Genomic DNA, 26,078 nt, shown 5'->3' with positions numbered 1-26,078 from the left:
GCAGCAACCAACGATGAAAAAAGCATTGCCTTATGAGATGTAGTGATAAGGCCGGGCGGCTTTTTGCGCATTTACTTGCGGTGGCGCTTTATTCCTGTTGATAAATATCACCTTGGCCGCAAAGCACTCACCGCAGGCCGGTTAAATGACGACAATCAGCGATTTTGTAAATATTTGTAGATGGGTGGCTCGCCCGGCCGTCCCATATACAAGCGCTTGCGCTTCACGAGAACCCTATACATGCTCACCGTCCCCTTGCAGATAGCGTCGATCGACCGCCGCATTGATTTGTGCCGGCCATGAGCGCCCGTACCGAGGGTGAGGCGGAAGGGGCGCTGGCGGCGCAGCGCAATTGTTGGCATTGCGCTGCACAGACCGCATGTCCGGTCACCCGCCTGCGTGGCGATCTCATGGCCAAAGTTCAACTCAGGGAACACCGCTTTCGCGCCGGCGATGTGCTCCAGGCGCAGGGATCGATCTCCACGGCCTTGCGCATCATCAAGTCAGGTACCGTCATGATGTGCTGCGCATTGCCGCCCTACGGCGGGCATCGGTCGATAGGCGTGCTGGGGCGTGGCACGGTCACGGGCCAGTTCGGGCTGCTGGGGCGGGCAAGTCCGGTGACGCACATCGGCATTCTGGAAGGTCGCTATTGCGAGCTTTCCAACGCGGCGCTGCGCAGCAGCGGGCTGCTCGAGGACCCGGCCTTTCTGTGGGCCCTGCAGGATTTCATGGCGCAAGCGATGGAGCAATATTTCAGCTGGAGCATGTTGCGCAGTGGTGACAGCGTGACAAGACAACTGGCTGGGGCACTGCTGCACCTGAGCGAACTGCAATGCAGCCTGCGAGTGCGACTGCCGACGCAGACCGTCTTGGCTGATCTGCTGGGTACCACGCGCGAATCGATCACCCGGGCCTTCGCCCGGCTTGAAAAAAATGGCGACGTAAGCCGCTGTGGCCGCCATTACTGCGATCTCCATCTGCCTCGATTGCTTGAGCGCATACAGGCACCGGACCCATCGCTGCCGCACTGAACGCAGGCGCCAAGGGCCGCCATGGCCACGCAGCGGGCCGTATCCTTGACGGCCTCGTCAGGCTGGATGTTTGCCATGGGTCAAGGCGTTTTTTCCTGCGGAAAAAAATGCATTGGCTGCTGGTGATATTGATCACATCAGGTGCGGATACAGGGAAAACCGCGAGCTTGCGCTCTATCGATTGAAATAGGCATTTCCCATAATCCTAGTCTCAACATCGTTTCAGCCACGGCTGTGGCGGCGTGCCTATGCCCGATCGTTGATCGGGGTGCTCATATCTTTCAGCCTGTTTCTCCACAATGAAAAATAATGGACCTGTCACGCAGCGCGAGTTCCAGATAGGTGAACATGAAACACTGCTGTCCGCGACCGATCTGAAGGGCCGCATCATTTACGCCAACGATGCCTTCATTGCCTGCAGCGGCTTCGAGCGCGAAGAGTTGTATGGCAAGGCCCACAACCTGGTGCGTCACCCCGACATGCCGCCTGCGGCGTTCGAAGACATGTGGAGCACCATCCAAGGCGGTCGCCTCTGGACGGCATTGGTCAAGAACCGCCGCAAGGATGGCGACCACTACTGGGTGCGCGCCAATGCCGCGCCCATTCGCCAGCGTGGTGAAATCACCGGCTACCTGTCGGTGCGCGTGCAGGCTCCCCGCAACGGCGTGAGCGCGCATGAAGAGATTTATCGCGGGATGCAGCAAGGGGACCGAAAGCTTGACCTGTTGCGCGGCCAAGTGGTGCGCAGGAGCCTGGCCGGCTGTTACACGCGTTGGCGCTTTGTGTCGCTGGCTACGCGCATGCGCCTGGGGCTGGGGGCTTTGTGGCTGGCGGGCGCCGCAGGGATGGCATTCGCCGGGGGCGGGGCGGCGGCACAATGGCCCGCGCTGGCGAACTGGACGCTGGCGGTACTCGTCAGCGGCTGGTGGTCGCGCGTGGCGGTGCATGGGCCGCTGCGCCAGCTCATGGTGCAAGCTCAGGCGGTGGCCAGCGGCCAGCGGGCCGAACCCTTGTTCCTGAATCGTTGCGACGAGATCGGCCTGGTGATGCGTGGCATCGAACAGGCGTCGCTGAATCTGCTCTCGCTGGTGGGAGACATCCAGGACAAGGTGGTACATGTGCGCAGGGGTGCGCACGATCTGCAACAAGGCAATGAGAAACTGGCCCAGCGGACCCAGGAGACAGTCGCGCGTCTCGAAGAAACTGCCGCCGCCAACGAACAGCTGGCCGCGGCCATTGGCAGCAACAGCGAGACCGCCGCCCAAGCTGCGCAGATGGCGACGCAGGCGGTGCGCATGGCAGCGCAAAGCGCCGCCATGGTGGCGCAGGCCCAGGAAAGCATGCGCGGCGTCGCGGCATCCAGCCAGAAGGTGGCCGATATCACCAGCATGATCGACGCCATTGCGTTCCAAACCAACATCCTGGCGCTCAACGCAGCGGTCGAGGCGGCGCGCGCGGGCGAGCATGGCAGGGGCTTTGCGGTCGTGGCCTCGGAGGTGCGTGCGCTATCGACCAAGAGCGCCAACGCTGCCAGGCAGATCAAGCAGCTCATCGACGCATCGACCGCTCAGGTCGATGCCGGCAACCGTACCGTGGTCGCTGCCGGCAGCACCTTGACCGAGGCTGTGCAGGCCGTTGAACGCGTGGCCGCGATGATGGAGGACATCCGCCTGGCGAGCCAGGAGCAGTCCCATGGCGTGGCTCAGATCAACCAGGCGCTGGCACAGCTGGAGCAAATTGCCAAGCACAATGCGGCGCAGGTGACGGACAGTGCCCAACTGAGCCAGGTGCTGGGGGCGCAGGCCCAGCGTCTTGACGAGGCCGCTTCGGTCTTCCGGCAAGAGGTGTGACGTGAAGTTGATTTCCAATGAAGAAGCACTCGCCCTGGCCGCACTGGATGCCGCACCGGACAGTATCCTCATCGTGGATGACACCGGTGCCATCTTAAGGGCCAACCCAGCTGTCGAACTGTTGACCGGCTATAGCGCCGAAGAGCTGTCGGGCCAGTCGGTCAGCATTTTCCTGCCCTCGCACATGCGCAGCAAGCACAGCGATCTGGTGAGGAAATTCTTTCTGAACCCGGTCGCCCGACCCATGGGCATGGTCAATCAGCTGCAACTGCTGCGCAAGGATGGCTTGATGGTGTCGGTCGACATCGCCCTGGGCCACTGCACCATGGATGGCCTGCTGGCCGGGGTGGTGTTCATGCGCGACATGACCGAGGTGAAGCGTCTGCAGGAAGACATGCGCTACCAGGCCACGCACGACGGGCTCACGGGGTTGGCGAACCGCTGGCAGTTCATGCAGCATTTCGAGCAGGCCATCCATCGGGCACGGCGCAGCGGCCGAACATTGGCGTTGCTGCTGCTGGATCTCGATGAATTCAAGGACATCAACGATGCCCATGGTCATGCGGCAGGCGATCAGGTGCTGATCGAGGTGGCGCGAAGACTGCGCAGCAGCTTGCGCGCGGGCGATGTGATTGCCCGGCTGGGCGGCGATGAGTTCACAGTGCTGCTGCCCGATGTGCCATCGATGGACCATGTGCTCACGGTCGTGCAGAAGCTGCAGCGCAGCCTGTCGGCGAGTTGTCGTTTCAAGATGGGTGAATTGAGTCTGGGAGCCAGCATCGGCGTTGCGGCGTTCCCCACCGATGCGCAGGATTCGGGCATGCTGATGCGTTTTGCCGACATGGCCATGTATGCCGCCAAGACGCAAGGGCGTGGCACCCATGCCGTGTACAGACCCGAAATGAGCGAAGCCCTGAGGCTGCGCAACCAGATGCACGAACGGCTCAAGCGGGCCGTCGAAACACAGGCGCTGGAGCTGCACTATCAGCCGCAGGTGGATGTGAAAACCGGCGCTGTCGTCGGCGTGGAGGCGCTGCTGCGCTGGCACGATGCCGAGCTGGGGTGCGTGCCGCCCGATCACTTCATTCCCGTCGCCGTGACCAGCGGCCTGATCCACCCATTGGGCGACTGGGTGCTGGAGACCGCGTGCCGCCAGGCTTCCCTGTGGGATGGCAACGGCACGCCGGTGCGCGTTTCGATCAACCTGTCGGCGCAACAGTTTCGCCAGACCCAATTGCCGGCTCGGCTGCAGCAATTGCTGGATCAGCACGGCACGCGTGCGGACTTGATCGAGCTGGAAATCACCGAGACCGAGGCCATGGCCGAGCCGGATACGACGCGGCAGGTATTCGACAGATTGCGCGCCTTGGGCATCAGCATCGCGCTGGACGATTTCGGCACTGGCTATTCCTCGTTGGCCTATCTGCGCCTGCTGCCGGTGTCGCGACTGAAGATCGACCGCGAGTTCATCCGCCAGGTCATGGAAAACAACAACGATGCGGTGCTCGTGCGTGCCGTCATCGCCATGTCCCACATGCTAGGCCTGCCGGTGGTGGCCGAAGGGGTGGAAGACGCCGCACAACTGGGCTTTCTGCGCAGCAATGGTTGCGAAAGCTACCAGGGCTGGTTGTTTTCCAAGGCGCTTCCCGCCGCGGAAATCACCCGTCTGTTGGGCCGGTTCGACTGCTCGGCGGCGTGGGAGTCGTGCGACGCTCCCGCCTGACTATTGGCGCGCGCCCAGGGCCTTGGCGCGCTCGGCGGTCTGCAGCAATGCCTTTTCATCGGGCAGGCCCACGGGCCAGCCTGCAAGGTGCTGCTGCGCGATCCGGCTCAGCGCCGTGATCCAGGGCGCGCTGTCGTTGACGCAGGGAATGTATGCAAATGCCTTGCCGCCCGCGTGCAGGAAGGCTTCGCGCGCTTCCTGGCTGATTTCCTCCAGCGTCTCCAAGCAGTCGCTGGTGAAGCCCGGGCAGACCACGTCCACGCTTTGCAGCCCGCGCTGCGCCATGGCGATCAGCGTGGGCTCGGTGTAGGGCTCGAGCCACTTGGCCTTGCCGAAGCGCGACTGGAATGTGACGGTGTACTGCGACGGCGAAAGGCCCAGGCGCTCGGCCAGCAGCCGGCCGGTTTTCTGGCTTTCGCAGTGGTAGGGGTCGCCCAGATGCAGCGTACGCTCGGGTACGCCGTGAAAGCTCATCAGCAGATGCGCGCTGCGGCCGGCCTCGCGCCAGTGCGCCTCTATGCGCTGCGCCAGTGCGTCGATATAGCCGGCGTCGTCGTGGTAGCGGTTGACGAAACGCAGTTCGGGAATATGGCGCTGGGTGCGCGCCCAGTCGTAGACCGCGTCGAACACGCTGGCCGTGGTCGTGCCCGAATATTGCGGGTACAGCGGCAGGATCAGAATGCGCGTCGCGCCCTCGGCCTTGAGCGCATCGAGTTCGCTGGCGATCGACGGATTGCCGTAGCGCATCGCGTGGCGCACCAGCACGTTGTGGCCGGCTTCGCCGAGCCAGCCGCGCAGCAGCAGTGCCTGGCGTGCGCTCCAGTGCGCGAGCGGTGAGCCGTCCTGGGGATGCCACACGGTCGCGTACTTCGCAGCCGATTTCGCCGGGCGCGTGCGCAGGATGATGCCGTGCAGGATGGGCCACCAGGCCAGCTTGGGAATCTCCACGACGCGGTCGTCGCTGAGAAACTGCGCGAGGTAGCGGCGCACGGCCGAAGGCGTGGGCGCATCGGGCGTGCCGAGGTTGCACAGCAGCACGGCGGTGCGTGCGGCGCTGCCGTGGGGGGTAGGGGGTTCTGGCGCGAAGCGTGAAGGCATGGCTCGATTGTGCCAAGGCGCGGGCAGGTGCGCTGCCTCAGGCCCGCGATGGCTGCGGTATTCTCGGGTTACCTATGCAAGCTTCTACCGACTCCAACGCGTTCTCGGGCATCCGCGCGCGCGGCATCCGTGCCATCACCCTCGATCTCGACGACACCCTGTGGCCCATCTGGCCGACGATAGAACGCGCCGAGCGCGTGCTGCTGCAGTGGCTGCAGACCCAGGCGCCGGCGACCGCGCAGTCGCTGCAGACCCAGGCCGCGGTGCGCGCCGTGCGCAACGAAATCGTCGGCCTGCGGCCCGACCTCGTGCATGACCTCAACGGCCTGCGGCGCGAATCCATTCGTCTGGCGCTGACGCGCGCGGGCGACGACCCCGCCCTCGCCGAGACCGCGTTCGATGTGTTCTTCGCCGAGCGCCAGCGCGTCGACTTCTACGACGATGCGATTCCCGCGCTCGAGTTTCTTGCCGCGCGCTGGCCGCTGGTGGCGCTCAGCAATGGCACGGCCGATGTGAACGTCGTCGGGCTCGGGCGCTTTTTCCAGGCGAGCATCAGCGCCCACCGCGTGGGCGTGGCCAAGCCCGATCCGCGCATCTTCGCGCTCGCGGCCGAGGCCGCGGGCGTTCCTGCGGCCAACGTGCTGCACGTGGGCGACGACGCGCTGCTCGACGCCCGCGGCGCGATGGATGCGGGTATGCACGCAGTCTGGCTCAACCGCGCGGGCGTAGACTGGACTCACGGAGGGGCCAGCCCTTCCGTGACGGTGGCCAGTCTCGCGCAGTTATGTCAGGGTCTGGCCGAAGGCTGATTCTTCCTGACGCTGTTAGCGAGCCGAGACCCATGCCCAGTACCTTGCGTTCCCGCCCGCGCTCTCCCGCTCCACTTCCCCTGGTTCGTTCCATCGGCCTGATGCAGCCGCTGTCCTGGCTGGCACTGGCCTGGCGCGACATCTGCCGCGCGCCGCTGCTGGCTTTCGCGCATGGTCTGGTATTGATGCTGATCAGCGCAGCCATCCTGACCGTGGGGCACAATCGCTTCTGGCTGATGGCCGGTGCGCTGTCGGGATTTCTGGTGATAGGCCCGGTGGTGGCGACCAGTCTCTACGCGATCAGCCGTGCGCTCGAGCGCGGCGAGCCGGTAGGCCCGGGCCTGGTGCGTGCCACTTGGACGCGCTGGCAAAGCGGCCACGCGGGAGCCGAGCGGCATGCGGGCTATTGGTGTCTGGTGCGCTTCGGCCTGCTGCTGTCGCTCGCGGCCACGGGCTGGGTGGTGATTTCTGCCTCGCTGATCACCGTGCTCTCGCCGGTGCGCGTGCAGACGCCGCTGGATTTTCTGCACCATGTCGTGCTCGCACGCGATGGGCAGCTGTTTGTTTTATGGATGGCGCTGGGCAGTTTTCTGGCCGCGCCTATTTTTGCGTCCAGCGTCGTGGCCATGCCGCTGCTGCTGGACCGGCGTGTGACCGTGTGGCAGGCCGTGCTGACGAGCTGGACGGTGGTGATCGCCAACCCGGCGCCCATGGCGTTCTGGGCGGCGTTGATTGTGTTGTTTACCCTGTTGGGCCTGGGCTCGCTGCTCATGGGCCTGGTTGCCGTGGTGCCCATGCTCGGTCATGCGAGCTGGCATGCCTACCGTGATCTGGTCGACGCCTCGGCGTTCCCGGCGCGCGAGCAGCCGGAGCCGGGCAGGGCGTTGTAGGACTTGTCGTTGTGATTTTCGGGTACACAGAAGAGCAGCTTGCGCACTTCTTTCTCACCTACGGGGTGGGAGCGTTCATTCTTTTCATGGTGTTCATCATCCTGCAGCTCGCGCGCCAGTCGAAGGCGGGCAAGTTCGGCACGTTCGTGATCTTTCTCGGTCTGGGCGTGGGCTTCATCGGCTTTCTCGCGAAGGTAGTGATCCAGTGGTGGATGGAAAAATAAGCGCTGTCGCCGCACCCAGCTACGCATGAATTTCCTCCAGAAGATCCTCGGCGCCTTCCAGAAGACAAAGCCCAGCCCTGTGCCCGAAAGCGCATTGAGCACTATCGAGCTGCTGATCGTCGATCGGGAGGTGACGGCCTTTGCCTCGGCCGAAACGCGTTTCGGTGGCCTGCCATCGGTGGGCGCAGGTTTCGCCTGGCCGCGCTGCCGCTCGTGCGGCGAAGCCATGCAGTTCCAGGGGCAGATTCGCCCTCCCGGTGCGCTGCATCTGCACCTGATCTTCATGTGCACCAACCATCCCGGCGAGTGCGACCAGTTCGAAGCCGACGGCGGCGGCAATGCGGTGGTCACCCTGCCTGCTGACGGCTTGCAACTCGCGACGCCGCCCGCCGAAGGCGAAACCCTGCGCGACACGCGCTATGGCGCGCGCCTGCTGACCGTGGTTGCGCAGGATTACTCGGATGCGTTTTCCGCCTATGCGGGACGCCGGCGCGAGGTGCTGGGGCAGATCGGCGGCGCGGCCGACTGGATACAGCACGATGACACACCGGCTTGCAGTGCCTGCAAGGCGCCCATGCAGTTCGTCGCTCAGCTGGAGTCGGGCCCCGACTATCAGACCGAGATGAACTTCGCCGGCGGCTGCGGCTATCTGTTTGAATGCCGCTGTTCCGGCATTTCGGCCAAGTTCCTGTGGCAGTGCTGAGTCTGGCGCACGGCGCGCGCTTGCGCCAGGGCTGCTGAAGAATGCGCATTCCCAGCAGGAAGAACGCGACATTGATCGGTCTCGTTGCCATCGTCCTATGGTCGTCGCTCGTGGGCCTGATCCGCAGTGTCAGCGAAGGCCTGGGTGCCACCGGCGGCGCGGCCATGATCTATACAGCCGCATCGCTGCTGCTGCTGGTGACCGTGGGCTTGCCGCCGCTGCGCGCCATGCCGCGAAAGTACCTGTACTGGGGCAGCGCGCTGTTCGTTTCCTACGAGCTGTGCCTGGCGCTGTCCATAGGCCATGCGCACTCGGGCCAGCAGGCGATCGAGGTGGGCATGGTCAATTATTTGTGGCCCACCTTCACCATGCTCGCGGCGATCGCGTTCAACGCCCAGCGCGCCAACTGGCTGGTGCTGCCCGGTCTGCTGACATCGCTGGCCGGAATCGCCTGGGTGCTCGGTGGCGAGCAGGGCATGGATCTGTCGGGAATGCTGGCGAATGTCCAGCGCAACCCCTTGAGCTACGGCCTGGCGCTCGCGGGGGCCTTCATCTGGGCCGCGTACTGCACGGTCACGGCGCGCATCGCCCAGGGGCAGAACGGCATCACGCTGTTCTTCATTCTGACGGCGCTGGTGCTGTGGGTGAAGTATCTGGCGTTCGGCAATGGCGCGATGAACTGGACCGTGCCGACCGCCGTCTACCTGGCCTTGGCTGCGGCGGCCATGGGCCTGGGCTATGCGGCCTGGAACATAGGCATCCTGCATGGCAATGTCACCATTCTGGCCGGCGCATCGTATTTCACGCCGGTGCTCTCCGCCGCGCTCGCGGCCCTGGTGCTGGGCGTGCCGTTGACGGCATCGTTCTGGCTCGGGGCCTGCATGGTGTGCGGCGGCGCGATTCTTTGCTGGAGGGCAACGCGGGTGACTGACAAGGCGTAGCGCAGCCCTCTTCAATGCGCAGAGGCTTTGGGGATCATGTGTCGGCCAGCAGCAATGTACGGCGGTCTGCTTACAGGTGCTTTAGCCCGCAGCCGCGGCCTGAAGTTCAGCCAGCCGTAGTTCACGGCTAAGCGGCGGCAGATTCTATGGCGAGGACCAGATTAGCGATATGCGTGGTCGAGGTCTGGTCGCGGTCGCCAGCGATTCCGCCTTCCACTGGATCGCTATGCGGCGAACATCTGCTGCAGCCCGGCTTGCGCTAGACAGGCACCGCCTATGCCTGCAGTGCAAATAGCGACAAGACGCCAGCTATGCGGTGTGCAGCGCCTCGCTGCCTGTCGATCTGAGCCTGCTCCATGCGCCGCCGGCGCGGCGTATCGGTGGTAGCGAAAAAAGGCCAGGGCGGCCGAGGCTAAGTTGACCTTGTGAAGATGGCGCTATGTCCGGGGTAGTCAAATTGCGATAGACGACCTCCCGACTGGAGTAATTGTGATTTTTTGATTAATTGGTTGCAAAATATATCTAATTAAAATCAAAACAACCAGGAGACCCATGGCATATACGTCGCATGTTCTGCCGTTCCGCCGCAGGAAATTGTCAGATGGTTTTTTTGTCGCGGCGTCGGACAGCGGTGACCATGCCTTTTTCTCCGCTTCCGAGTTCAGCCAATATGAGCTGGCCCCTGAAACCCTTCCCTTACGCAGACAGGCGGAATTGCGTGCACGTTTCCTGCTGGGTGAGAAGCAGCTTTCTCCGGGCGGCAGGCGGCTGCTTGCATCGCGTATCGCCGCAAAAAGGGAAACCGTTTCGGAAGGCCCTGCGTTGCATATTCTTGTGCCCACGCTGCAGTGCGCCCACTCGTGCCGCTATTGCCAGGTCAGTCGTTCCCTCGACGATGAGGGGCATACGATGTCCGTTGCGGATCTTGACGCCGCGTGTGACACGATCTTTGAAAGCTCCGCGCAGGCGCTGACCGTGGAGTTCCAGGGCGGCGATCCGCTGCTGCGCTTTGACCTCGTTGAGCGCGCCATTCTTCGTATTCAACTGCGCAATGCTCGAGAAGGTCGCCGTATCCGGTTTGTGGTCGCTACGACACTCCATCAGCTGGATGCATCCATGTGCGCGTTCTTCAAAACCCATGGCGTGTACCTTTCCACCAGTATTGACGGCCCAGCTCAATTGCATGACAGGAACCGGCCAATACCGGGACGCAATGCCTATGACCGCACGTTGGCCGGCATCGAAATGGCGCGCGCCCTGATTGGACAAGAGTCCGTTGCTGCGTTGATGACAACCACCAAGGCTTCATTGCCGCACGCGGAATCCATCGTCGACGAATATGTGCGGCTGGGATTTCGGGAAATATTCATTCGACCGTTGAGCAGCTACGGTTTTGCGAAGCGCAACCAGTCACTGCTGGGATATTCGCTTGCAGAGTTCTTGTCTTTCTATCGCCGGGCGCTGGAGCGAGTGCTTTATTGGAACGAGAAAGGGGTGGAGATCCGCGAGGTCTATGCCTCGATACTGCTCAACAAGATTCTGTCCACTTTTGATGCCGGCTATGTGGACCTTCAAAGTCCCACGGGGGCGGGATCCGCGGTGGTTGTCTATAACTACGATGGTTTTGTCTATCCAAGCGACGAAGCTCGCATGCTGGCGGAGACCGGCGATACGTTCTTCCGGATGGGACGAATAGGCACAGCGCTGAGCGTGCTGCTCGAATCGCCAGTAAGAAAAATGCTGGTCGAATCGAGTGACGTCGAGCAGATGGCGGCATGTCTTGGTTGCCCATACAAGTTGTTTTGTGCACCCAACCCTGTGGATGCGCAGGCCCAGTTCAACACGCCTTTTGCCGCAGTCGACGACACGGAGCATTGTCAGCGGCATACGGGGCTTTTTGATGCCATTTTCATGATCTTGCGCGCAGCCGATGAAGATTTGAAAGACCTGCTCTATCGCTGGGCGCAACCAGTCAAGGCCTAGGTCATGCGAAAACTCAAAGTAACAATCCAGCCAAATTGCAAGGCGTTGGTCTACAGGGTTACGTCTTTTGATCTCTTTCCTATGGAGTGGACGCCCGATCTTCGGTTTTTGGTTCTCGTCGGAACAATGGAGGAGCGTCAGATCGTCGAAGAGATGGTCGGCGCCGGTGTGGGCAATGTGTTCTGGGTCGAGAGCGAGTCGCTGCAAAGCGGTGATATCGTCGTGCCAGATCCCGTGCGTCAGGAACTCTCAGTCCTTCTGCGGGAGTCCGATGCGCATCATGCGCTGTTGATGACAAACCGCTGCAACAGCTATTGTCTGATGTGCTCCCAGCCGCCCACGAGGCATGACGACAGCTGGCTGGTGGACGAAGCCATTGAGGCGATCGTGCACATGAGGTCCTCTCCGCCCGTGATCGGCCTGAGCGGCGGCGAACCTCTGCTGCTCGGGGCCGGTTTGCGGCGAGTGCTGGATGCCTTGGCAGAACACCACCCGGCCACCACTGTTGAGGTATTGAGCAACGGGAGACTGCTTGCTGATGCCAACGTGGTCTCCGAGGTACTGCAGGGATTGCGCGCCCGGGTGCGATGGCTGGTGCCGTTATATGGTCATGCGGACTTTGTCCACGATTTCGTGGTGCAGACACCCGGTGCCTTTGATGAGACGCTGGCCGGGCTTTTGGCGTTGCAGCAGAACAATCAACAAGTCCAGCTGCGCACGGTTCTTGTTGAGCCGGTGCTGCAGATACTTCCTGAGTTGGTGGAGTTCATTGGTCGCAACCTGCCATTCGTGAACGAAGTTGCGTTGATGGGGTGTGAACCTATAGGTTTCGCTTTGGCAAATCGAGCCCTGTGCGAAGTGAATCTGAGCGATTGGGCGCAGACATTGGGTCAGTCAGCGCGGATCTTGCAAAGGCATGCTGTGCCTTATCTTTTCATGAACGCACCGCTGTGCTCGCTGCCGCAACATCTATGGCCGAAAGCGCACCGCAGTATTTCAGACTGGAAAAACGTCTATGCCCTTGAGTGCAACGACTGTGCGGTGAAAGCGGACTGTTCCGGACTTTTTGCTTGGCATGAAAGAGGATGGACTCCTGCGCCTTTGAAAGCGTTGCAGGTTACGGAGAGGATCGAGTGAGTAAATTCATACGCAATATTTCGTTGTTCGTTGCAGGACTTCCGCTGCTGACGCTGAAGACCATGTCTGCTGTTCCGGTAGCAACTTCTTTGGCGATCGAACCGCTTAGTTCGCCAGATGCCGTGCCTCTGCGGCCCCTGAATCGGGAGATGGACAACCTGTTTGCGGGACATCGATCGCATTCCAGTCATCGGTCGCACTCCAGCCATAGCTCGCATTACTCAGGCTCGGGCGGCAGCAGTTCCAGCTATAGAGCGCCTGCTTATGTGGCTCCAAGTCCAGCGCCCGCGCCCGCTCCCGCGCCTGTTGCTCCGCTTTACTCGGTTCCATCGAGTGCGGGGTCAAATTTTTCAGCCAATCCGTCCAGTAGTGCGAAACAAGGGCAGGGGAGTCTGAATGCTGTTGGTGCCGGCGCGCCCCCAAAAGATGACCTGACCAGGGGAGAGAAGCTCAAGCTGCAGATCATGCGAGTGCAGATCAAGCTTCGAAGCCTGGGCCTTTATGAGGGCGCTGTCGATGGCGTGATGAACGAGCAAACCCGGCAAGGACTGCGCTATTTTCAAAACCTCAAAGGTTTGCAGGAAACCGGCACAATGACCACGCCTACGCTCAATGCCATGGGCATCCCTGCCGTCAATTGATGGTGCTCCGCTGCAGAGCATCACCCCCGATTTGCAACGCTGAAGGTTTGGGAGAGCGTTTCATCAACTGGAGTCAGGGGCGCGGCTGCGCCGTGCGCGTGATGCCGATGCCAACTTGGCATCGACCTTGTGCCGCAAGTCCTCGAAGATCTTCTCCACCACGGTCTCTAGCGTCTGCACCGCGGGCTGGGTATCGCCCTTGCGGCGCAGCACCGAAAGCACGCCGTACGGCTTTTGCGTCAGCCGCCGCCAGGCCAGGCCCTTGACGCCCAGCTGTACCGTGGACGCGGGCACCAGTGCAATGCCCAGGCCAGCGCTCACCAGGTCGAGCACGCCGCGCACGTTGCTGGCCTCGTAGCGTATGCGCGGGCTGAAGCCGGCCTGGCTGCACAGGTGGATCGACTGGTCGAAGTAGGCCGGGCCGTGGCTTCTGGAGAAGCCGACAAAGGCCTGGTCGCTGTAATTGCGCAGATCGACTGCACCCTCGCAAGCCATGGCAAGAGTCGCTGGCAGGGCCAGGCAGAACGGGTCCGACATCTGCAGGCTGGCGAGCACGCGCGGATGCTTGGAGCCGCTGCGCGCAATGCCGACATCGATGCGTCCGTCGGCGATGGCGCTGATCTGTTCTTCGCTGATCATTTCGCGCAGTTCGAGCTCCAGCCCCGGATATTTGGCGCGCAGCTTGCGAATGAGTATGGGCAGCACCGTGTGGCTCGATGAAGGCACGAAGCCCATGCTCAGCGAGACCGGCCGGTTCTCGCGCGATTGCCGCGCGACGTTGCCTATGCGCCCCACGCGCTCGAGCAGATAGCGCGCTTCGGGCAGCAGTGCCTGGCCGGCAAGCGTCAGGCGCACGCCCTTGGGGTGGCGAATGAACAGCGCCACGCCCAGTTCCTCTTCGAACTGGCGTATCTGCAGCGACAGCGGCGGCTGGGCGATGAACAGCTTTTCGGCCGCGCGGCTGAGGCTGCCGCTTTCGGCGACGGCGACGAAGTAGCGCAGATGGCGCAGTTCCATGGGGCGTTGTCTCCGGGCTCTACTTTTGAAGTATGGATGTCATACACAATCGATTCTTGAAGTATCCACTGGTTTACCCAAGAATCCGCAAAAACAAACATTGGAGACAAAGATGAAACGAGTTGGCGCAATTCTGTTGGCATGCACCCTGGCGACCGGCGCGATGGCCGAAGCCTGGCCCGAGAAACCGGTGCGCGTGGTGGTGCCCGCGCCCGCTGGCAGTTCCCTGGATGTGATCGCGCGCACCCTAGGCCAGCGCCTGTCGCTGCGCTGGAAGCAGCCGGTCGTGGTGGAGAACAAGCCCGGCGCGGGCGGCATGATAGGCATGGATGCGGTGGCCAAGGCAAAGCCCGACGGCTATACGCTGGGCGTGGGCTTCAACGGGCCGATCGCGTTCGGCCCGTTCATGTACAAGAAGATGTCCTATGACCCGGCGCGCGATCTGCTGCCCGTGGTGCTGACCACGTCGCAGCCCAACGTGCTGGCCGTGCCGGCGAACAATCCCGCGAACAACATCACCGAATTCGTCGCCTGGGCGCGCAAGCAGGGCGACAAGCTCAGCTATGCCTCGGTGGGTGCGGGAAGTTCCTCGCACCTGACCATGGAGCTGCTCAAGAGCACCGCGGGCATAGATGCCGTGCATGTGCCCTACGCCGGTTCGCCGCCGGCCGTGAATGCGCTGGTCTCGGGCGAGGTGCAGGCCCTTTTCACTGTCCAGCCTGCGCTGCTGCCGCTGGTGCAGGCCGGACGCATCAAGCTGATAGGCGCGACCAGCGCGCAGCGCGCCGAAGGCATGAAGAGCCTGCCCACGGTCGCCGAATCGGGCTATCCGGGCTTCGAGTCGCTGACCTGGAACGGCATCTTCGCGCCCGCAGGCACTGCGCCCGAAGTCGCGGTGCGCATCAATGCCGATGTGAACGCGGTGCTGGCCGACGCAGCCGTCGTCGAGACCTTTGCGCGCCAGGGCCTGCATGCGGGCGGCGGCACATCGGCCGAGTTCCGCTCCCTGATCGAGCGCGAGACGCGCAAGTGGGGCGCGATCATCAAAAAGGTCGGTATCACGATCGACTAAAGCCCCCCCCTGAGCCGCTGCGCGGCTTCCCCCTCTCATCCTTCGGTGGAGGGGGGCGGCCGGCTAGGCACGGCACCCTTGCTCGGTGCCCCACCGTAAGGCAGCTTCTTGGCCAAGTGCGGTGCGAGAACTATGGAGAAAATGACCATGCAAGCTCTGAGAAAAACCCAGGCCGCTGCCGGCCTTGAACTGGTCGATGTGGCCATGCCCACCGTGGCTTCGGACGATGACGTGCTGGTGCGCGTGCTCGCCACGGGTATTTGCGGCAGCGATCTGCATGTCGACGACTGGACGCCCAGCTACGCGTTCATCACCGCCAGCCTGCCAGTGACGCTGGGCCATGAGTTCGTGGGAGTGGTCGCATCGGGCGCGGACCAAGGCCGGCGCGTGGTTGTTCGGCCTTCGGTCACTTGCGGCAGTTGTGCGGCCTGCGTAGCCGGCAATGCCGATGCCTGCGACCGGCGCACGGGCCTGGGCATGACGCGCGACGGCGCGTTCGCGCCCTGGGTGCGCGTTCCGGCGCGCAATTGCGTTCCCGTGCCGCAAGGCCTGAGCGACGAACTCGCCGCGCTGGCCGAGCCGGTATCGATCTCCATGCAGGCCCTGCGTGTCGCCGGTGATGTGCGCGGCAAGCGCGTGCTGGTGATGGGGCCGGGCACCATAGGGCAGGGCATTGCCGTGCTCGCGCGCCAGGGCGGCGCGGCCCAGGTCGTGGTCAGTGGCTTCGACGACGGACCGCGCCTGGCAGTGCTGCGCGAGATGGGCTTTGACGCCGTGGTCGATGTCGCGGCCCAGCCGCTGGCCGTGGCCTGCGCGCCGCACACCGGCGACGCGCCTTTCGACGTGGTGTTCGAGGCCACGGGCGTGCCCGAGACCATCAACCAATCCTTGCCGCTGCTGGCGCGCAATGGCATCGTGGTCGTGACCGGAATCCATTCGCGCGCGCTGGCGCTGGACCTCACGACGCTGGTGCGCCGCCAGCATCAGCTGCGCGGCTCGTTCCGCCCGCCCGAGTCCGACTGGCCGCGGGCGCTGGCCTTGCTCGACGAACTCGCGGACGTCATGCGACCCATGGTCAGCCATGTGCTGCCGCTGGCAGACGCCGCCGCGGCGTTCGCGCTGGCGCATGGCAAGCAGGCCAGCAAGGTGCTGCTGCGCCCCGATCACGGCGGCGATCATGCGTGATTCCCAGGGGGCGGCCAGCGCCTGGCTGGCGCTGTGGAACGGCTTCGATCCCGCGCTCGACGCCCAGTACAACGACTGGCATGCGCGCGAACATGTGCCCGAACGCCTCACGGTGCCAGGCATGCTGCGCGCGAGCCGCTACCGCGCGGTGGACGACGCGGTCTATCCCTACTTCACGCTGTACGAGATGGCGTCCATAGACGTGCTCGCATCGCCTCAATACCAGGCGCTGCTGCAGCACCCGACAGACTGGACGCGGCGCATGCGCACATCGTTCGGCGAACTGCTGCGCATTCCCTGCGAGGTGATCGCCTGCGCCACGCCCGTGCGGGCAGCGGCCTTGATGAGCCTGCAGATACGCGGCGGCGACGCCGCGGCGCTGCGCGCCGGAATGCGCCAGCTGTCCGCTGCCGCGGGCGTCGTCGGCGTGCATTCAGGCCGTGAAGACACGGCGGTCGCGCCCTTGCCCTGGCATGGCGGGGCGCCGATGTCTGCAGCGCAGTCGTCCACGCATTTGCTGCTGGTCGAGGCGCAATCGTTGGACATATTGCAAGTGCTTGCCGGCGCGCTTCCGGCGCAGATCGCGGCGCTGCAACCGGTGTTGCGACTGCACCGCCTGCTGACGCTGCACGACGCCCCGCACTGAGCGCCGGGCGGGCCATTTCCCACTGATTTTCATGGCGCCGCTGCAGGCGCCCGGCTTTGCCGTGCGCGGCTGCGCGCGCATGCATCGATTTCCCCCGTTCCCGCCGGGTTGGCGCGGGCCCTTTCTTGATAACTTACCAAAGAGACAACCATGCAAAAAATTCGTCAAGTCAGTGCTTTCTCGTTGCTGCTGGGCGCGGCCCTGGGCGCGCAGGCGCAGTCCGGACCCACGGTCTTCGGCGTCGTCGACACCGGTGTGGTGAGCACGCGCGTAGGCGCTGCGCGCACCACCTCCATGGACAGCGGCATCATCCTGGGCTCGCGCGTGGGCTTGCGCGGCAATGAAGACCTGGGCGGCGGCACCCAGGCGCTGTACACGCTGGAGATGGGGCTCAACAACGACACGGGCGCCCTGGGCCAGGGCGGCCTGGGCTTCGGGCGCCAGGCATTCGTCGGCTTGAGCAATCCGCGCTTCGGCCGGCTGACCATGGGCCGCCACTATTCGGTGCTGCACACCACGCTGTCGGCCTATACCGAAGGCGGGCTGATCTGGGGCCATGCGCTCAACTACTTTCGCGACGGCACGGTGCTGCGGCTGGACAATTCGCTGCGCTACGAGTCGCCCGACTTCGCGGGACTGAGCTTCAAGCTGATGAAGGCTTTCGGCGAGCAGCCGGGGTCCAGCGGCAATGTCGTCAATCCCTCTTTTGACTACCGCAACGGCAAACTGAAAGTCGGCGCGAGTTTCATGCAGCGCCACAAGACCGCGGCCAACACCGAGCGCTACACGACCGTGGGCGGCAGCTACGATTTCGGGCCGGTCAGCGCTTCGCTGGCCTACTACACGCTGCGCGACGACCTGCCGAATGCGACTTCGCTGGCGCGCAACGCCTATGAAATTTCCGCGGCCGTGCCGCTGGGCACCAATGTGCTGTGGCTGGCCTATGGCGAGGCCAGGGGCAGGGCGCGCGCCGACACCGGGGCCAGCTCGCTGAGCCTGCGCTACGACTACGTGCTGAGCAAGCGCACGCGGCTCTACACCGGCTACAGCATCATCCGCAACGACAGCAGCGCGAGCTTCACCGTCAACAGCGCGAGCAATGCGGGCCCGGCCGTGGCCGCGGGCAATCGCGTGGCGCAGGCAATCGCGGGCGTGTCGCACAGCTTTTAAGTAGGCTGCCGTGCCGCACTTTCCGCCGAATGGCGCAGCGTGAAGACGCGCGCGAACTCGACGGCCCCGGCGCCATGGGCCTGGAGCGCCGCGGGCGCCAGCACGGTCTCCAGCGCAGCTTCAAGCACTTGCTGGTCATAGCCGCTGACCAGGTAGATCCAGTCGGCGGCCTGGTCGCCGCCGCGGATTTTCTGCTCGGTGGTGGCGGCGATGTCGGGCGTCTGGGTCTGCAGCAGATGCGCGCCCGTGGTGCCGGGGCGCAACGCAAAGGCTTCGGCCTGCAGCCGCAGATAGTCGCGCAGCGCTTGCGCGCCGCCACCGGCCGGCGAACAGCGCACGGTCAGCAGATGCCGGCCCAGCGCGCTGCCCGCGCTTTCAAGCACATGGCACTGGCTGCGCACCATGTTCCTGTGCTCGGGCATGAGCCGCGACGACCAGGGCGTGGGTTGGTTCAGGCGGCTCAGATAGCCTTCGGACACCAGGGTTTCATAGCGGTCGAGCTCATACAGGATGAAGAAGCCTTCGCCGCCGCCGGCATCGGCCCAGCGCGAGCCGCGCTGAAATCCCGGTATGCCCATGCGCTCGGGAAAATGCTCGTGCGAATGCCAGTCCTCGAACTCTGCGCGCCATTCCGAGGCCATGTCCCACCACATCGCGATTGCGGCCTTGCCAAGTAGAGCCATGATGGTCCTTGCGTGCTCGGCGCGTCACTTCGCGGCGCGCAGGCGCGACAGCTCGGTGTTCACCTGCTGCATCACCGCATCGCCGACTTCCTTGCTGAACTTGTCGACCACGGGCTGCACTTTCTGGCGCAGGCGCGCGACTTCCGCGGCGCTGACTTCGTTGACCTGCATGGATTTTTTCAGTCCGTCGATGGCCTCGGCCTCCTTGATCTGCGAGATCCTGCGCTCCTCGGCCTTGGCTTCGTTCGCGGCCTCGGTGATGATCCTGCGCTCGGTGGCCGACATGCCGTCCCAGGTCTTCTTGCTCATCAGCAGCGGCATGCCGGTGTAGATGTGCCGCGTCAGCGACAGGTACTTCTGCACTTCCGCGAACTTCGCCGATTCGATCACGCCCACGGGGTTGTCCTGGCCGTCGATGGCCTTGGACTCGAGCGCGCCATAGACTTCGCCGAAGGTCATGGGCACGGGGTTGGCGCCCAGCGTGTTGAACATGTCGAGGTAAATGGGCGCGGCAATCACGCGCACCTTGAGGCCCTGCAGGTCTTCGACTTTGGCAATGGGGCGCTTGCTGTTGGTCATGTTGCGAAAGCCCAGGTCCCAGATGCCCAGGCCCACCAGGCCGAACTTGGAGAGGCCGTCGAGCAGCTGCGTGCCCACCGGACCGTCCGACAGCGCATAGGCTTCCTGGGCGTTGTTGAACAGAAACGGGAAGTCGAACACCATGAACTGCTTGTCCATGCCTGCGAGCAGACCGGTGGCCATGGACGTGAAGTCCAGCGTGCCGCCGCGCACCGCCGACAGGTTCTGCGGATCGCCGCCCAGCACCGCGTTGGCGTAGATCGAGACCTTGATCTTGCCGCCGCTTTTCTGCGCGACCAGATCGGAAAACTTCTGCGCACCCTGGCCCAGCGGGTGGTCCTTGGCGAGACTGAACGCGAACTTGAGGTTGCGTTCCTTCACTTCCTGGGCCAGCGCTGCGGGCGCCTGCGCCAGCAACAAGGCACCGGCAGCGCCGACGAGGGCACGGCGAATCAGGGAGGGGGTGGTCTTCATGTCTCTACCTTTGCGTTGAAGTGATGGAAAGCGATGCCGGAGTGATTTTCTGGCCATCATATCCAGAAAGTTGAAAGACATTCAATTTTTCAATGTCGTTCAAATTTTGAACGGTTATGATGGGCGCAACTTTTGTTGCCAAGGAGAAATGACATGAGCGGCGCTCTGGAGAAATCGTTGGCCATCCTCGAGTACCTCGTGGGGCATCCGGATGGCGTGGCCCTGGTCGAGATTGCGACCGACCTCAATCAGCTGCGCAGCGGCTGTCACCGTACCTTGCATGAGTTGATCGGCTACGGCTATGTGCGCCAGATGCCGCAAAAAGGCGACTACGCGCTGACCACCAAGCTGTCGTCCATGGGGCTGAGCTTTCTGAGCAAATCCGGCGTGATCGACATCGCCCAGCCTGTGATACAGCGTCTCGCGCAGGCCACGGGCGAGCTGGCCCGGCTGGCCATCGTCGACGGCGAGCGCCTGACGCTGGTCGCCAAGGCCCAGGGCGCGAAGTCGGGCCTGCTCTATGACCCCGACATGGGAATAGATCTGCGGCTGTCGTGCAGCGCGGCCGGCCACGCCTGGCTCATGACGCTGGCCGAAGACCAGGCGATTGCACTGGTCAGCCGCCAGGGGCTGGGCAGCCCCGGGCAGTTCGGGCCGAATGCGCCCACGTCGATCAAGGCGCTGATGAAGCTGCTCGACGGCCACCGCAAGCGCGGCTACTGCGTGATCCAGGACATGTATGCGGCCGGCATGAGCTCCATGGCCGCGCCGGTGCGCCGTGCGGGCGAGGTCACGACCGGCGTGGTGGTGGTCGCGGGCCCGTCGATGCGCCTGACGCAAAAAGCCATGGCCGGGTACGGCCCGGCGCTGATGGAGGCCGCGGCCGAACTGGCGGTGGCCGGCGATGCCTCGCCGCTGCTCAAGTCGGCCAATGTCGGCACCTGGGGCAACCAGATGGCGAGCCGCGCCTGAGTCCAAAGTCTGCCGCGGGCCCGCCCCGCGCAAGGCGGGCCTAGCGGCATGTGCCGGCTAGCGGCTGAAGGTTCCGGCCTGGGCCAGGTCCTTGGGCGCCGAAGAGCGGCCCACATGCACCTGGTATTCGCCCGCGGCCGTGACCCAGGCGCGGCTGGCCTGGTTCCAGACACCCAGGGGATGGTGGCTTGCGGCCGGATCGATGGTGATGCTCACGTCCTTGCTGGCGCCCGGCTCCAATTGCACTTTCTGGAAGCCGACGAGGCGCTTGGGCGGCTGCTGCAAGCGGCTGCCGCTGGCCGACGCCGGCAGCGTGAGATAGACCTGGACCACTTCCGTGCCGGCGCTGGCGCCGGTGTTCCTCACCCGTGCCTTCACTTCATAGGCGCCGCCGCTGGCGCTCACGGCCGCATTGCCCACGCTGAACGCGCTGTACGACAGGCCGTGGCCGAACGGGAAGGCGACGCAGGGGTTGGCGCCCGCGATCACGGCGCAGTTGCCGCTGGCGTTGGCGTCGTACCAGCGGTAGCCCATGTTCAGATGCTCCGAATAGGTCACGGTCTGGGTCTGGCCGTCGGCGCCGACCACGCCCGGGAACTGCTGGGGCGTGGCCGCATCCAGGAAGCCCTTGCCGGCAATGGGGAACGTGACCGGCAGCTTTCCGCCGGGATTCTTGCGGCCGAACAGCAGGTCGGCAACGATGTTGCCGTCTTCCTGGCCGGGGAACCAGACTTCGAGAATCGCCGGGCCGGCGGCGCCGACCAATGCCGCGTCCATCGCCACGCTGGCGTTGTCTTTCAGCACCAGTGCGGTCTTCTGCTGCATCGATCTGGCGCTGGTCGAGGGCGTGGCCATGATGGACTTGATCATCGCCACGGTATTGCTGTTGCGCACGCCGTTGGTGCCGGTGGCGGTCACGGGCGAGGTCAGCGACGCGCCGGCATACCAGTCTAGCGAGTGGCCATCCGATGCCTTGGCGGCCGGAGCGATGGGTACGACGCTGGACGCCAGCGTGCTGCCGTCGGCCGTGGTCAGGCGGTCGGCGCCTTCCTCGGAGATGGTGCCGGCCATGATCACCACGGAGTCCGCAGCGGCAATGGCCTTGAGCGCATCGGCGTAGTTCACGGCCACGCCATCGATGGTGGCCGAGGCATTCGCGTCGTCGACCAGAATCAGCTGTGCCGAGGCCGTGCTGTTGCCCAGCGCGGCCAAGGCTTTCTTGATGCCTTCCAGCGGCGCGACCGTGTACGTGGGAACCACGTCCGAGCTGCCGCCGCCGCCGCCCATCGATTGTCCCAGCACCGAGCCGCCGGCCACGGCCTGCTGCGCATACACCTGCGTAGCCTTGCCGACCAGAACGAGCTTTTGCACGCCGGCCGCTATGGGCAGCGCGCCATTGTTCTGCAGCAGCACGGCCGACTCGGTGCCTATGGCGCGCGCGCGCTGGCCATGGGCGGCGAAATCGATGGCGGTCTGCTTGAGCGGGCGGTCGAAAATGCCGGCCTTGAAAGTCTGGGTGTAGCGGCGCTCCAGTGCCCGGTTGAGCATGGCCTCGCTGATACTGCCTTCGGCCAGCGCCTTCTGCAGGTTGGTCTTGCTCCAGAACTGGGGCATGGGCATCTCGTGGTCCAGGCCGTTCCTGAGGGTGTTGACCGTGCTCTTGATCGCGAAGAAGTCCGACTGCACGTAGCCCGTGAAGCCCCAGTCGTCGCGCAGCACCTTGTTGAGCAGTTCGTCGTTCTCGCAGGAATGCACGCCGTTGACATAGTTGTAGGCGCACATGACCGACGCGGCCTTGCCGTCCTTGACCGCCATCTCGAACGGCAGCATGTAGATCTCGCGCAGCACCTGCGGATCTATCGTCTGCTGGATCTTCTGGCGGTTGGTTTCCTGCTCGTTGGCCAGGTAATGCTTGGGCATGGCGATCAGGCCCTTGGCCTGAATGGCCTTGACTTCGGCCACGCCCATGGCGCCGGTCAGGTAGGGGTCTTCGCCGAAGTATTCGAAGTTGCGCCCCAGCACGGGAACGCGCGCCATGTTGAGGCCGGGCGCTTCGAACACATGCAAGGCCATGGTGTTCATTTCGTCGGCGATCAGGTCGCCATACGACGCTGCGACCTGGGTGTCGAACGACGCTGCCGCGCCTATCGCCGAAGGCAGGGCCGTGGCCTTGGCCGAGCTGGGATGGGTATAGGCCGCGGTCGCGCTCAGCGTGCCGGCCTTGACCTGCTCGTACACGCTCAGCGAGATGCAGTCGTTCTGGCCCACGCCCACGGGGCCGTTGGTGATGCGGAACGTAGGAATCTGCAGCTCCTGGATGCCGGTCACATGGCGCGCGCCAAAGCACTCGGGCAGATCGGGCAGCACCTCGGGCGTGGCGCCGGTCAGCTGCTGCATTTTCTGCTCCAGCGTCATCGCCGCGAGCAGCAGGCGCGCGCGTTCGTTGGCCACGGCTTCCTTCGCTGCATCGCCGGCCGCGGCGTTCTGCCGCTGAACGATGGCGGAGCCCATCCAGGGGTTCTTTTCGGGCGCCACGCCGCCTGCGTCCGTGTGGTTGCCGTCACCGCCGCAGGCCACGATGGCGGCGCCCACGACGATGGCCGCGGCCATGGAAATAGCGGTCTTTTTCAATGCAATTGATTTCATTGTTGTCTCCTTGGTTTTCAATCGAATGCTTTTAATTTCCGCACGCAGATTCCATTTGCCCGAAATACGATTTCAGGTGATGAGCAGGCACGGCATTGCCTTGCCGATTTCATGCAAACGAAAATTGGAATACGGAAAATATGTCTGAAAGGCCGCAGTGGGTTGCGCGAGGGTAAACGCACACTTTCTGCGCAGAGGGCATACCGGATGCAGGGTGCCCCATTTGAGCGGAACAAATATTGTTCAGGCAGATGAATTCTGGGCACGTTGGCGCCCAGCGTCCATTGCTAAAAATGTCGTGCTTGATACCTTTTTGTTTGGCATTGCAACCGTAGGTTTGCTGCGGCGTGAAAATACGGTGTTTGCGCAATATGCGGCGGGGCGGATTTACTTTCTTGCACCACGGATTGAATATCTGAAAACCGATGATTTCCCTTTCTGGAAATCATGGGCTGCAGATTCTTCAGGCCGGTAGCGAAGCCATGACCGCGCGTGCCGCCGCGATCCCGCTGCGCACCGCGCCTTCGAGCGTCGCGGGGTAGGGCCCGGCCACATAGTCGCCGCAGGCCATCAGGCCCGGCGCCAGCGTCTGCTGCGGGCGCTGCAGGCCCGGCGTGCAGGCAAACGTGGCGCGCTTGTCGATCACCGTGGTCAGCGGCTGCATGCCGTGCCAGCCGAGTTCGCGCGCGGCCTGGGCCAGCACCTGGGCCTGGGTGTCGGCGCGCGACGCAGCGCTGGCGCTGACCACGAAAGCCATGAGCCCGGCCGGGCCACCGAGGTGGCCGCGGTCGAACACGAACTGCGCGGGTGCGTCGGCCGCAGGGCGCAGCGCCAGCAACGGCAGTGCGGCGGGCAGGCGCTGCCCAGGTTGCGCGGTGCGCGCATAGACCGTGGCGATCGCGGTATGCGCCAGCCCGGCGCTCGCCGCCGACCATGCGCGCAGACTGTCGGTCTGGCCCGTGAGGCGCGCGGCTTCGCTGCTGGGCGTGGCCAGCAGCACGGCGTCGAAATGCTCGCCATCGACGCGCCAGGCGCCGCCGTCGGCCTGCAGCGTCTCGGCACGCGCTCCCAGCCGCAGGTCATGGCCGCGCGCCTGCAACCATTCGGCCGTGGTCGAGGGAAACAGCCGGCCCAGATCGCAGGTGGGCAGCAGGAAATGCGAGCCGCCGCGGCCGCTGAACAGCGCGTCGCGCAGCACGCGCAGAAACACTGCGCCGCTGGAGATCTCGGGCGGCGTGTTGAGCGCGGAAACGCACAGCGGCTCGATGAATTCAGCCATCAGTTTCGCCGGCAGCCCGGCGCAAAGATCGGCGACGCTGGCCTGGTCGGCGCAATGAAAGCCCTGCAGCCGCCAGCGCGCGGCGCGCGCCAGCAAGGCCTGCTTCTCGCGACAGCGCCAGCCGCGCGCGCCCAGAATGCCGGCCAGCGCATCAAATGGCGGCGCCCAGTCGGGAAACGCCAGGCCCGTGCCGTCGGCGTAGCGCAGCGTCATCGGCAGGCGCAGCAGCGCGCGCTCGATCTCCACGCCTACCGTGCGCATCAACGCCAGGCAGTCGCCGTAGGCGCCGATCAGGATATGCTGGCCATTGTCCAGCGTCAGCGGCCCTTCCGGTGTGTCGAGCGTGAGTGCGCGCGCGCGTCCGCCCCATTGGCGCGCGGATTCAAAGACCGTGACCTGACGGTTTGCCTGGGCCAGCGTCACCGCCGCGGCCATGCCTGCCCAGCCGCCGCCGATGACGGCGACGCGCGCGCTCACATGCGCCCCAGGGCCTGCATCTTCCACGCCAGCCAGAGCTTGCGCAGCGGCGTGAGCTTGATGCGCTGGTGCAGCACCTTGAAATCTTCGTGCTCGATCTCGCGCAGCAGCGTGCGGTAGATGCTGGCCATCATCAGGCCGGGCTTTTGCGTGCGCCGGTCGGCTTCGGGCAGCATTGTCAGCGCTTCGTCGTAGAGGCGATGGGCGCGCTCGGCCTGAAAGCGCATCAGCGCCGTGAAGCGGTCCGAGTACTGGCGCTTGAGAATCTCGTGCGCCTTCACATCGAACTGCTGCAATTCGCTCACCGGCAGGTAGATGCGCCCGCGCAGCGCGTCTTCGCCGACATCGCGAATGATGTTGGTGAGCTGCAGTGCCTGGCCCAGCTTGTGCGCGTAGGCGGTGGTGGCTTCGTCGGTCTGGCCGAAGATGCGCGCCGCGACTTCGCCGACCACGCCCGCGACCAGATGGCAGTAGCGCTGCAGGCCCACGTAGTCGAGATAGCGTGTCTGGTCCAGGTCCATCTGGCAGCCGTCGATCACGGCCAGCAGTTGTGCCTGCGTGATGCCGTATTCGGCGCTGCAGGGCATCAGCGCCTGCATCACGGGATGCGAAGGCTCGCCCGCATAGGACTTGGCGACTTCGCCGCGCCACCAGGCAAGCTTGGTCGCAGCCACGCCGGGGTCGCTGACTTCGTCCACGACATCATCGATCTCCCGGCAGAACGCATAGAACGCGGTGATGGCCGCGCGCCGCTGCTGGGGCAGGAAAAGAAAGGCGTAATAAAAGCTGCTGCCCGAAGCGGCAGCTTTTTCTTGGACGTACTGGGCCGGATTCATATTGGCGCT

Annotated in this window: 24 protein-coding genes; 17 read left to right on the top strand and 7 right to left on the bottom strand. The window is 64.2% G+C overall.

Annotation, left to right across the window (positions count from 1 at the left end):
• The first annotated feature begins 299 nt into the window (after window positions 1–299).
• The 3 genes from ACSVDO_RS14595 (at window position 300) to ACSVDO_RS14585 (ending at window position 4,607) form a co-directional block, all read left to right on the top strand.
• On the top strand, window positions 300–1,034 hold the full coding sequence (locus ACSVDO_RS14595; protein WP_489593044.1) for a Crp/Fnr family transcriptional regulator: 735 nt from the start codon (window positions 300–302) through the stop codon (window positions 1,032–1,034).
• Window positions 1,035–1,333: 299 nt separating this feature from the next.
• Entirely contained in the window at window positions 1,334–2,884 is a 1,551-nt protein-coding gene (locus tag ACSVDO_RS14590) for a methyl-accepting chemotaxis protein (RefSeq protein ID WP_489593042.1), read from the top strand.
• A gap of 1 nt (window position 2,885) precedes the next feature.
• Window positions 2,886–4,607, top strand: coding sequence for a putative bifunctional diguanylate cyclase/phosphodiesterase (locus tag ACSVDO_RS14585; protein ID WP_489593040.1), 1,722 nt, complete (start codon window positions 2,886–2,888; stop codon window positions 4,605–4,607).
• On the opposite strand, the gene hemH is transcribed toward ACSVDO_RS14585, so the two are convergent.
• Window positions 4,608–5,705: a ferrochelatase gene (hemH, locus tag ACSVDO_RS14580; protein ID WP_489593038.1), complete on the bottom strand. Its 1,098-nt coding sequence runs from the start codon at window positions 5,703–5,705 to the stop codon at window positions 4,608–4,610. It lies immediately after the preceding gene.
• Between the two features lie 74 nt (window positions 5,706–5,779).
• On the opposite strand from hemH, the gene ACSVDO_RS14575 reads away from it, so the two are divergent.
• The 8 genes from ACSVDO_RS14575 to hxsA all read left to right on the top strand — a co-directional run bounded on the left by ACSVDO_RS14575 (window position 5,780) and on the right by hxsA (window position 13,033).
• Window positions 5,780–6,514 carry an HAD family hydrolase gene (locus ACSVDO_RS14575; protein ID WP_332539243.1) on the top strand — a complete coding sequence of 245 codons (735 nt, stop codon included), beginning with the start codon at window positions 5,780–5,782 and terminating at the stop codon, window positions 6,512–6,514.
• A 32-nt stretch (window positions 6,515–6,546) separates the two neighbouring features.
• Window positions 6,547–7,404: a DUF2189 domain-containing protein gene (locus ACSVDO_RS14570; RefSeq protein WP_332539244.1), complete on the top strand. Its 858-nt coding sequence runs from the start codon at window positions 6,547–6,549 to the stop codon at window positions 7,402–7,404.
• An 11-nt stretch (window positions 7,405–7,415) separates the two neighbouring features.
• The gene (locus tag ACSVDO_RS14565; RefSeq protein WP_213298615.1) at window positions 7,416–7,628 is read left to right on the top strand and encodes a DUF2788 domain-containing protein; all 213 of its coding nucleotides are present in this window, start codon (window positions 7,416–7,418) and stop codon (window positions 7,626–7,628) included.
• A 25-nt stretch (window positions 7,629–7,653) separates the two neighbouring features.
• Complete coding sequence (locus tag ACSVDO_RS14560; RefSeq protein ID WP_489593035.1) at window positions 7,654–8,331, top strand: hypothetical protein; 678 nt, start codon at window positions 7,654–7,656, stop codon at window positions 8,329–8,331.
• Window positions 8,332–8,372: 41 nt separating this feature from the next.
• Complete coding sequence (gene yddG, locus ACSVDO_RS14555) at window positions 8,373–9,272, top strand: aromatic amino acid DMT transporter YddG (protein WP_489593033.1); 900 nt, start codon at window positions 8,373–8,375, stop codon at window positions 9,270–9,272.
• Window positions 9,273–9,824: 552 nt separating this feature from the next.
• Window positions 9,825–11,255 carry a His-Xaa-Ser system radical SAM maturase HxsB gene (gene hxsB, locus ACSVDO_RS14550; RefSeq protein WP_489593031.1) on the top strand — a complete coding sequence of 477 codons (1,431 nt, stop codon included), beginning with the start codon at window positions 9,825–9,827 and terminating at the stop codon, window positions 11,253–11,255.
• Window positions 11,256–11,258: 3 nt separating this feature from the next.
• Window positions 11,259–12,392 carry a His-Xaa-Ser system radical SAM maturase HxsC gene (gene hxsC / locus ACSVDO_RS14545; protein ID WP_489593030.1) on the top strand — a complete coding sequence of 378 codons (1,134 nt, stop codon included), beginning with the start codon at window positions 11,259–11,261 and terminating at the stop codon, window positions 12,390–12,392.
• Window positions 12,389–13,033: a His-Xaa-Ser repeat protein HxsA gene (gene hxsA / locus ACSVDO_RS14540; RefSeq protein WP_489593028.1), complete on the top strand. Its 645-nt coding sequence runs from the start codon at window positions 12,389–12,391 to the stop codon at window positions 13,031–13,033. The genes hxsC and hxsA overlap by 4 nt, the downstream gene beginning before the upstream one ends.
• Window positions 13,034–13,096: 63 nt before the next feature.
• Here hxsA and ACSVDO_RS14535 read toward each other — a convergent pair whose 3' ends face one another.
• Complete coding sequence (locus ACSVDO_RS14535) at window positions 13,097–14,050, bottom strand: LysR family transcriptional regulator (RefSeq protein WP_489593027.1); 954 nt, start codon at window positions 14,048–14,050, stop codon at window positions 13,097–13,099.
• Window positions 14,051–14,162: 112 nt separating this feature from the next.
• Here ACSVDO_RS14535 and ACSVDO_RS14530 point away from each other — a divergent pair, with 112 nt between their 5' ends.
• The 4 genes from ACSVDO_RS14530 to ACSVDO_RS14515 all read left to right on the top strand — a co-directional run bounded on the left by ACSVDO_RS14530 (window position 14,163) and on the right by ACSVDO_RS14515 (window position 18,123).
• Window positions 14,163–15,122, top strand: coding sequence for a Bug family tripartite tricarboxylate transporter substrate binding protein (locus ACSVDO_RS14530; RefSeq protein WP_489593025.1), 960 nt, complete (start codon window positions 14,163–14,165; stop codon window positions 15,120–15,122).
• A 147-nt stretch (window positions 15,123–15,269) separates the two neighbouring features.
• The gene (locus ACSVDO_RS14525) at window positions 15,270–16,307 is read left to right on the top strand and encodes a zinc-dependent alcohol dehydrogenase (protein ID WP_489593024.1); all 1,038 of its coding nucleotides are present in this window, start codon (window positions 15,270–15,272) and stop codon (window positions 16,305–16,307) included.
• Window positions 16,300–16,953 carry a hypothetical protein gene (locus tag ACSVDO_RS14520; protein ID WP_489593022.1) on the top strand — a complete coding sequence of 218 codons (654 nt, stop codon included), beginning with the start codon at window positions 16,300–16,302 and terminating at the stop codon, window positions 16,951–16,953. Before ACSVDO_RS14525 ends, ACSVDO_RS14520 begins: the two co-directional genes overlap by 8 nt.
• 150 nt (window positions 16,954–17,103) lie before the next feature.
• Window positions 17,104–18,123 (top strand): porin, encoded by a 1,020-nt coding sequence (locus ACSVDO_RS14515; protein ID WP_489593020.1) that lies wholly within the window; start codon window positions 17,104–17,106, stop codon window positions 18,121–18,123.
• On the opposite strand, the gene ACSVDO_RS14510 is transcribed toward ACSVDO_RS14515, so the two are convergent.
• A complete protein-coding gene (locus ACSVDO_RS14510) occupies window positions 18,120–18,806 on the bottom strand; it encodes a hypothetical protein (protein ID WP_489593018.1) in 687 nt (228 codons plus the stop codon). The two genes, ACSVDO_RS14515 and ACSVDO_RS14510, sit on opposite strands and share 4 nt — an antisense overlap.
• A 24-nt stretch (window positions 18,807–18,830) precedes the next feature.
• A complete protein-coding gene (locus tag ACSVDO_RS14505) occupies window positions 18,831–19,859 on the bottom strand; it encodes a TRAP transporter substrate-binding protein (protein WP_489593016.1) in 1,029 nt (342 codons plus the stop codon).
• Window positions 19,860–20,012: 153 nt separating this feature from the next.
• Between ACSVDO_RS14505 and ACSVDO_RS14500 the strand changes: the two genes are divergently transcribed.
• Window positions 20,013–20,831: an IclR family transcriptional regulator gene (locus ACSVDO_RS14500; protein WP_489593015.1), complete on the top strand. Its 819-nt coding sequence runs from the start codon at window positions 20,013–20,015 to the stop codon at window positions 20,829–20,831.
• A gap of 57 nt (window positions 20,832–20,888) precedes the next feature.
• Here ACSVDO_RS14500 and ACSVDO_RS14495 read toward each other — a convergent pair whose 3' ends face one another.
• Window positions 20,889–23,477: a beta-glucosidase family protein gene (locus ACSVDO_RS14495; RefSeq protein WP_489593014.1), complete on the bottom strand. Its 2,589-nt coding sequence runs from the start codon at window positions 23,475–23,477 to the stop codon at window positions 20,889–20,891.
• 223 nt (window positions 23,478–23,700) lie between these two features.
• Here ACSVDO_RS14495 and ACSVDO_RS14490 point away from each other — a divergent pair, with 223 nt between their 5' ends.
• A complete protein-coding gene (locus ACSVDO_RS14490; protein WP_489593013.1) occupies window positions 23,701–23,952 on the top strand; it encodes a hypothetical protein in 252 nt (83 codons plus the stop codon).
• Here the strand turns inward: ACSVDO_RS14490 and hpnE are convergent.
• Together hpnE and hpnD are read right to left on the bottom strand one after the other, a co-directional pair.
• Window positions 23,941–25,191, bottom strand: a complete 1,251-nt coding sequence (hpnE, locus tag ACSVDO_RS14485; protein ID WP_489596409.1) for a hydroxysqualene dehydroxylase HpnE — start codon at window positions 25,189–25,191, stop codon at window positions 23,941–23,943. The two genes, ACSVDO_RS14490 and hpnE, sit on opposite strands and share 12 nt — an antisense overlap.
• Window positions 25,192–25,229: 38 nt before the next feature.
• Window positions 25,230–26,069, bottom strand: coding sequence for a presqualene diphosphate synthase HpnD (gene hpnD / locus ACSVDO_RS14480; RefSeq protein ID WP_489593011.1), 840 nt, complete (start codon window positions 26,067–26,069; stop codon window positions 25,230–25,232).
• Between the last annotated feature and the right edge of the window lie 9 nt (window positions 26,070–26,078).

The organism is Comamonas sp. DB36 (assembly GCF_057914905.1).
This window is presented reverse-complemented; position numbering and strand designations above follow the sequence as displayed.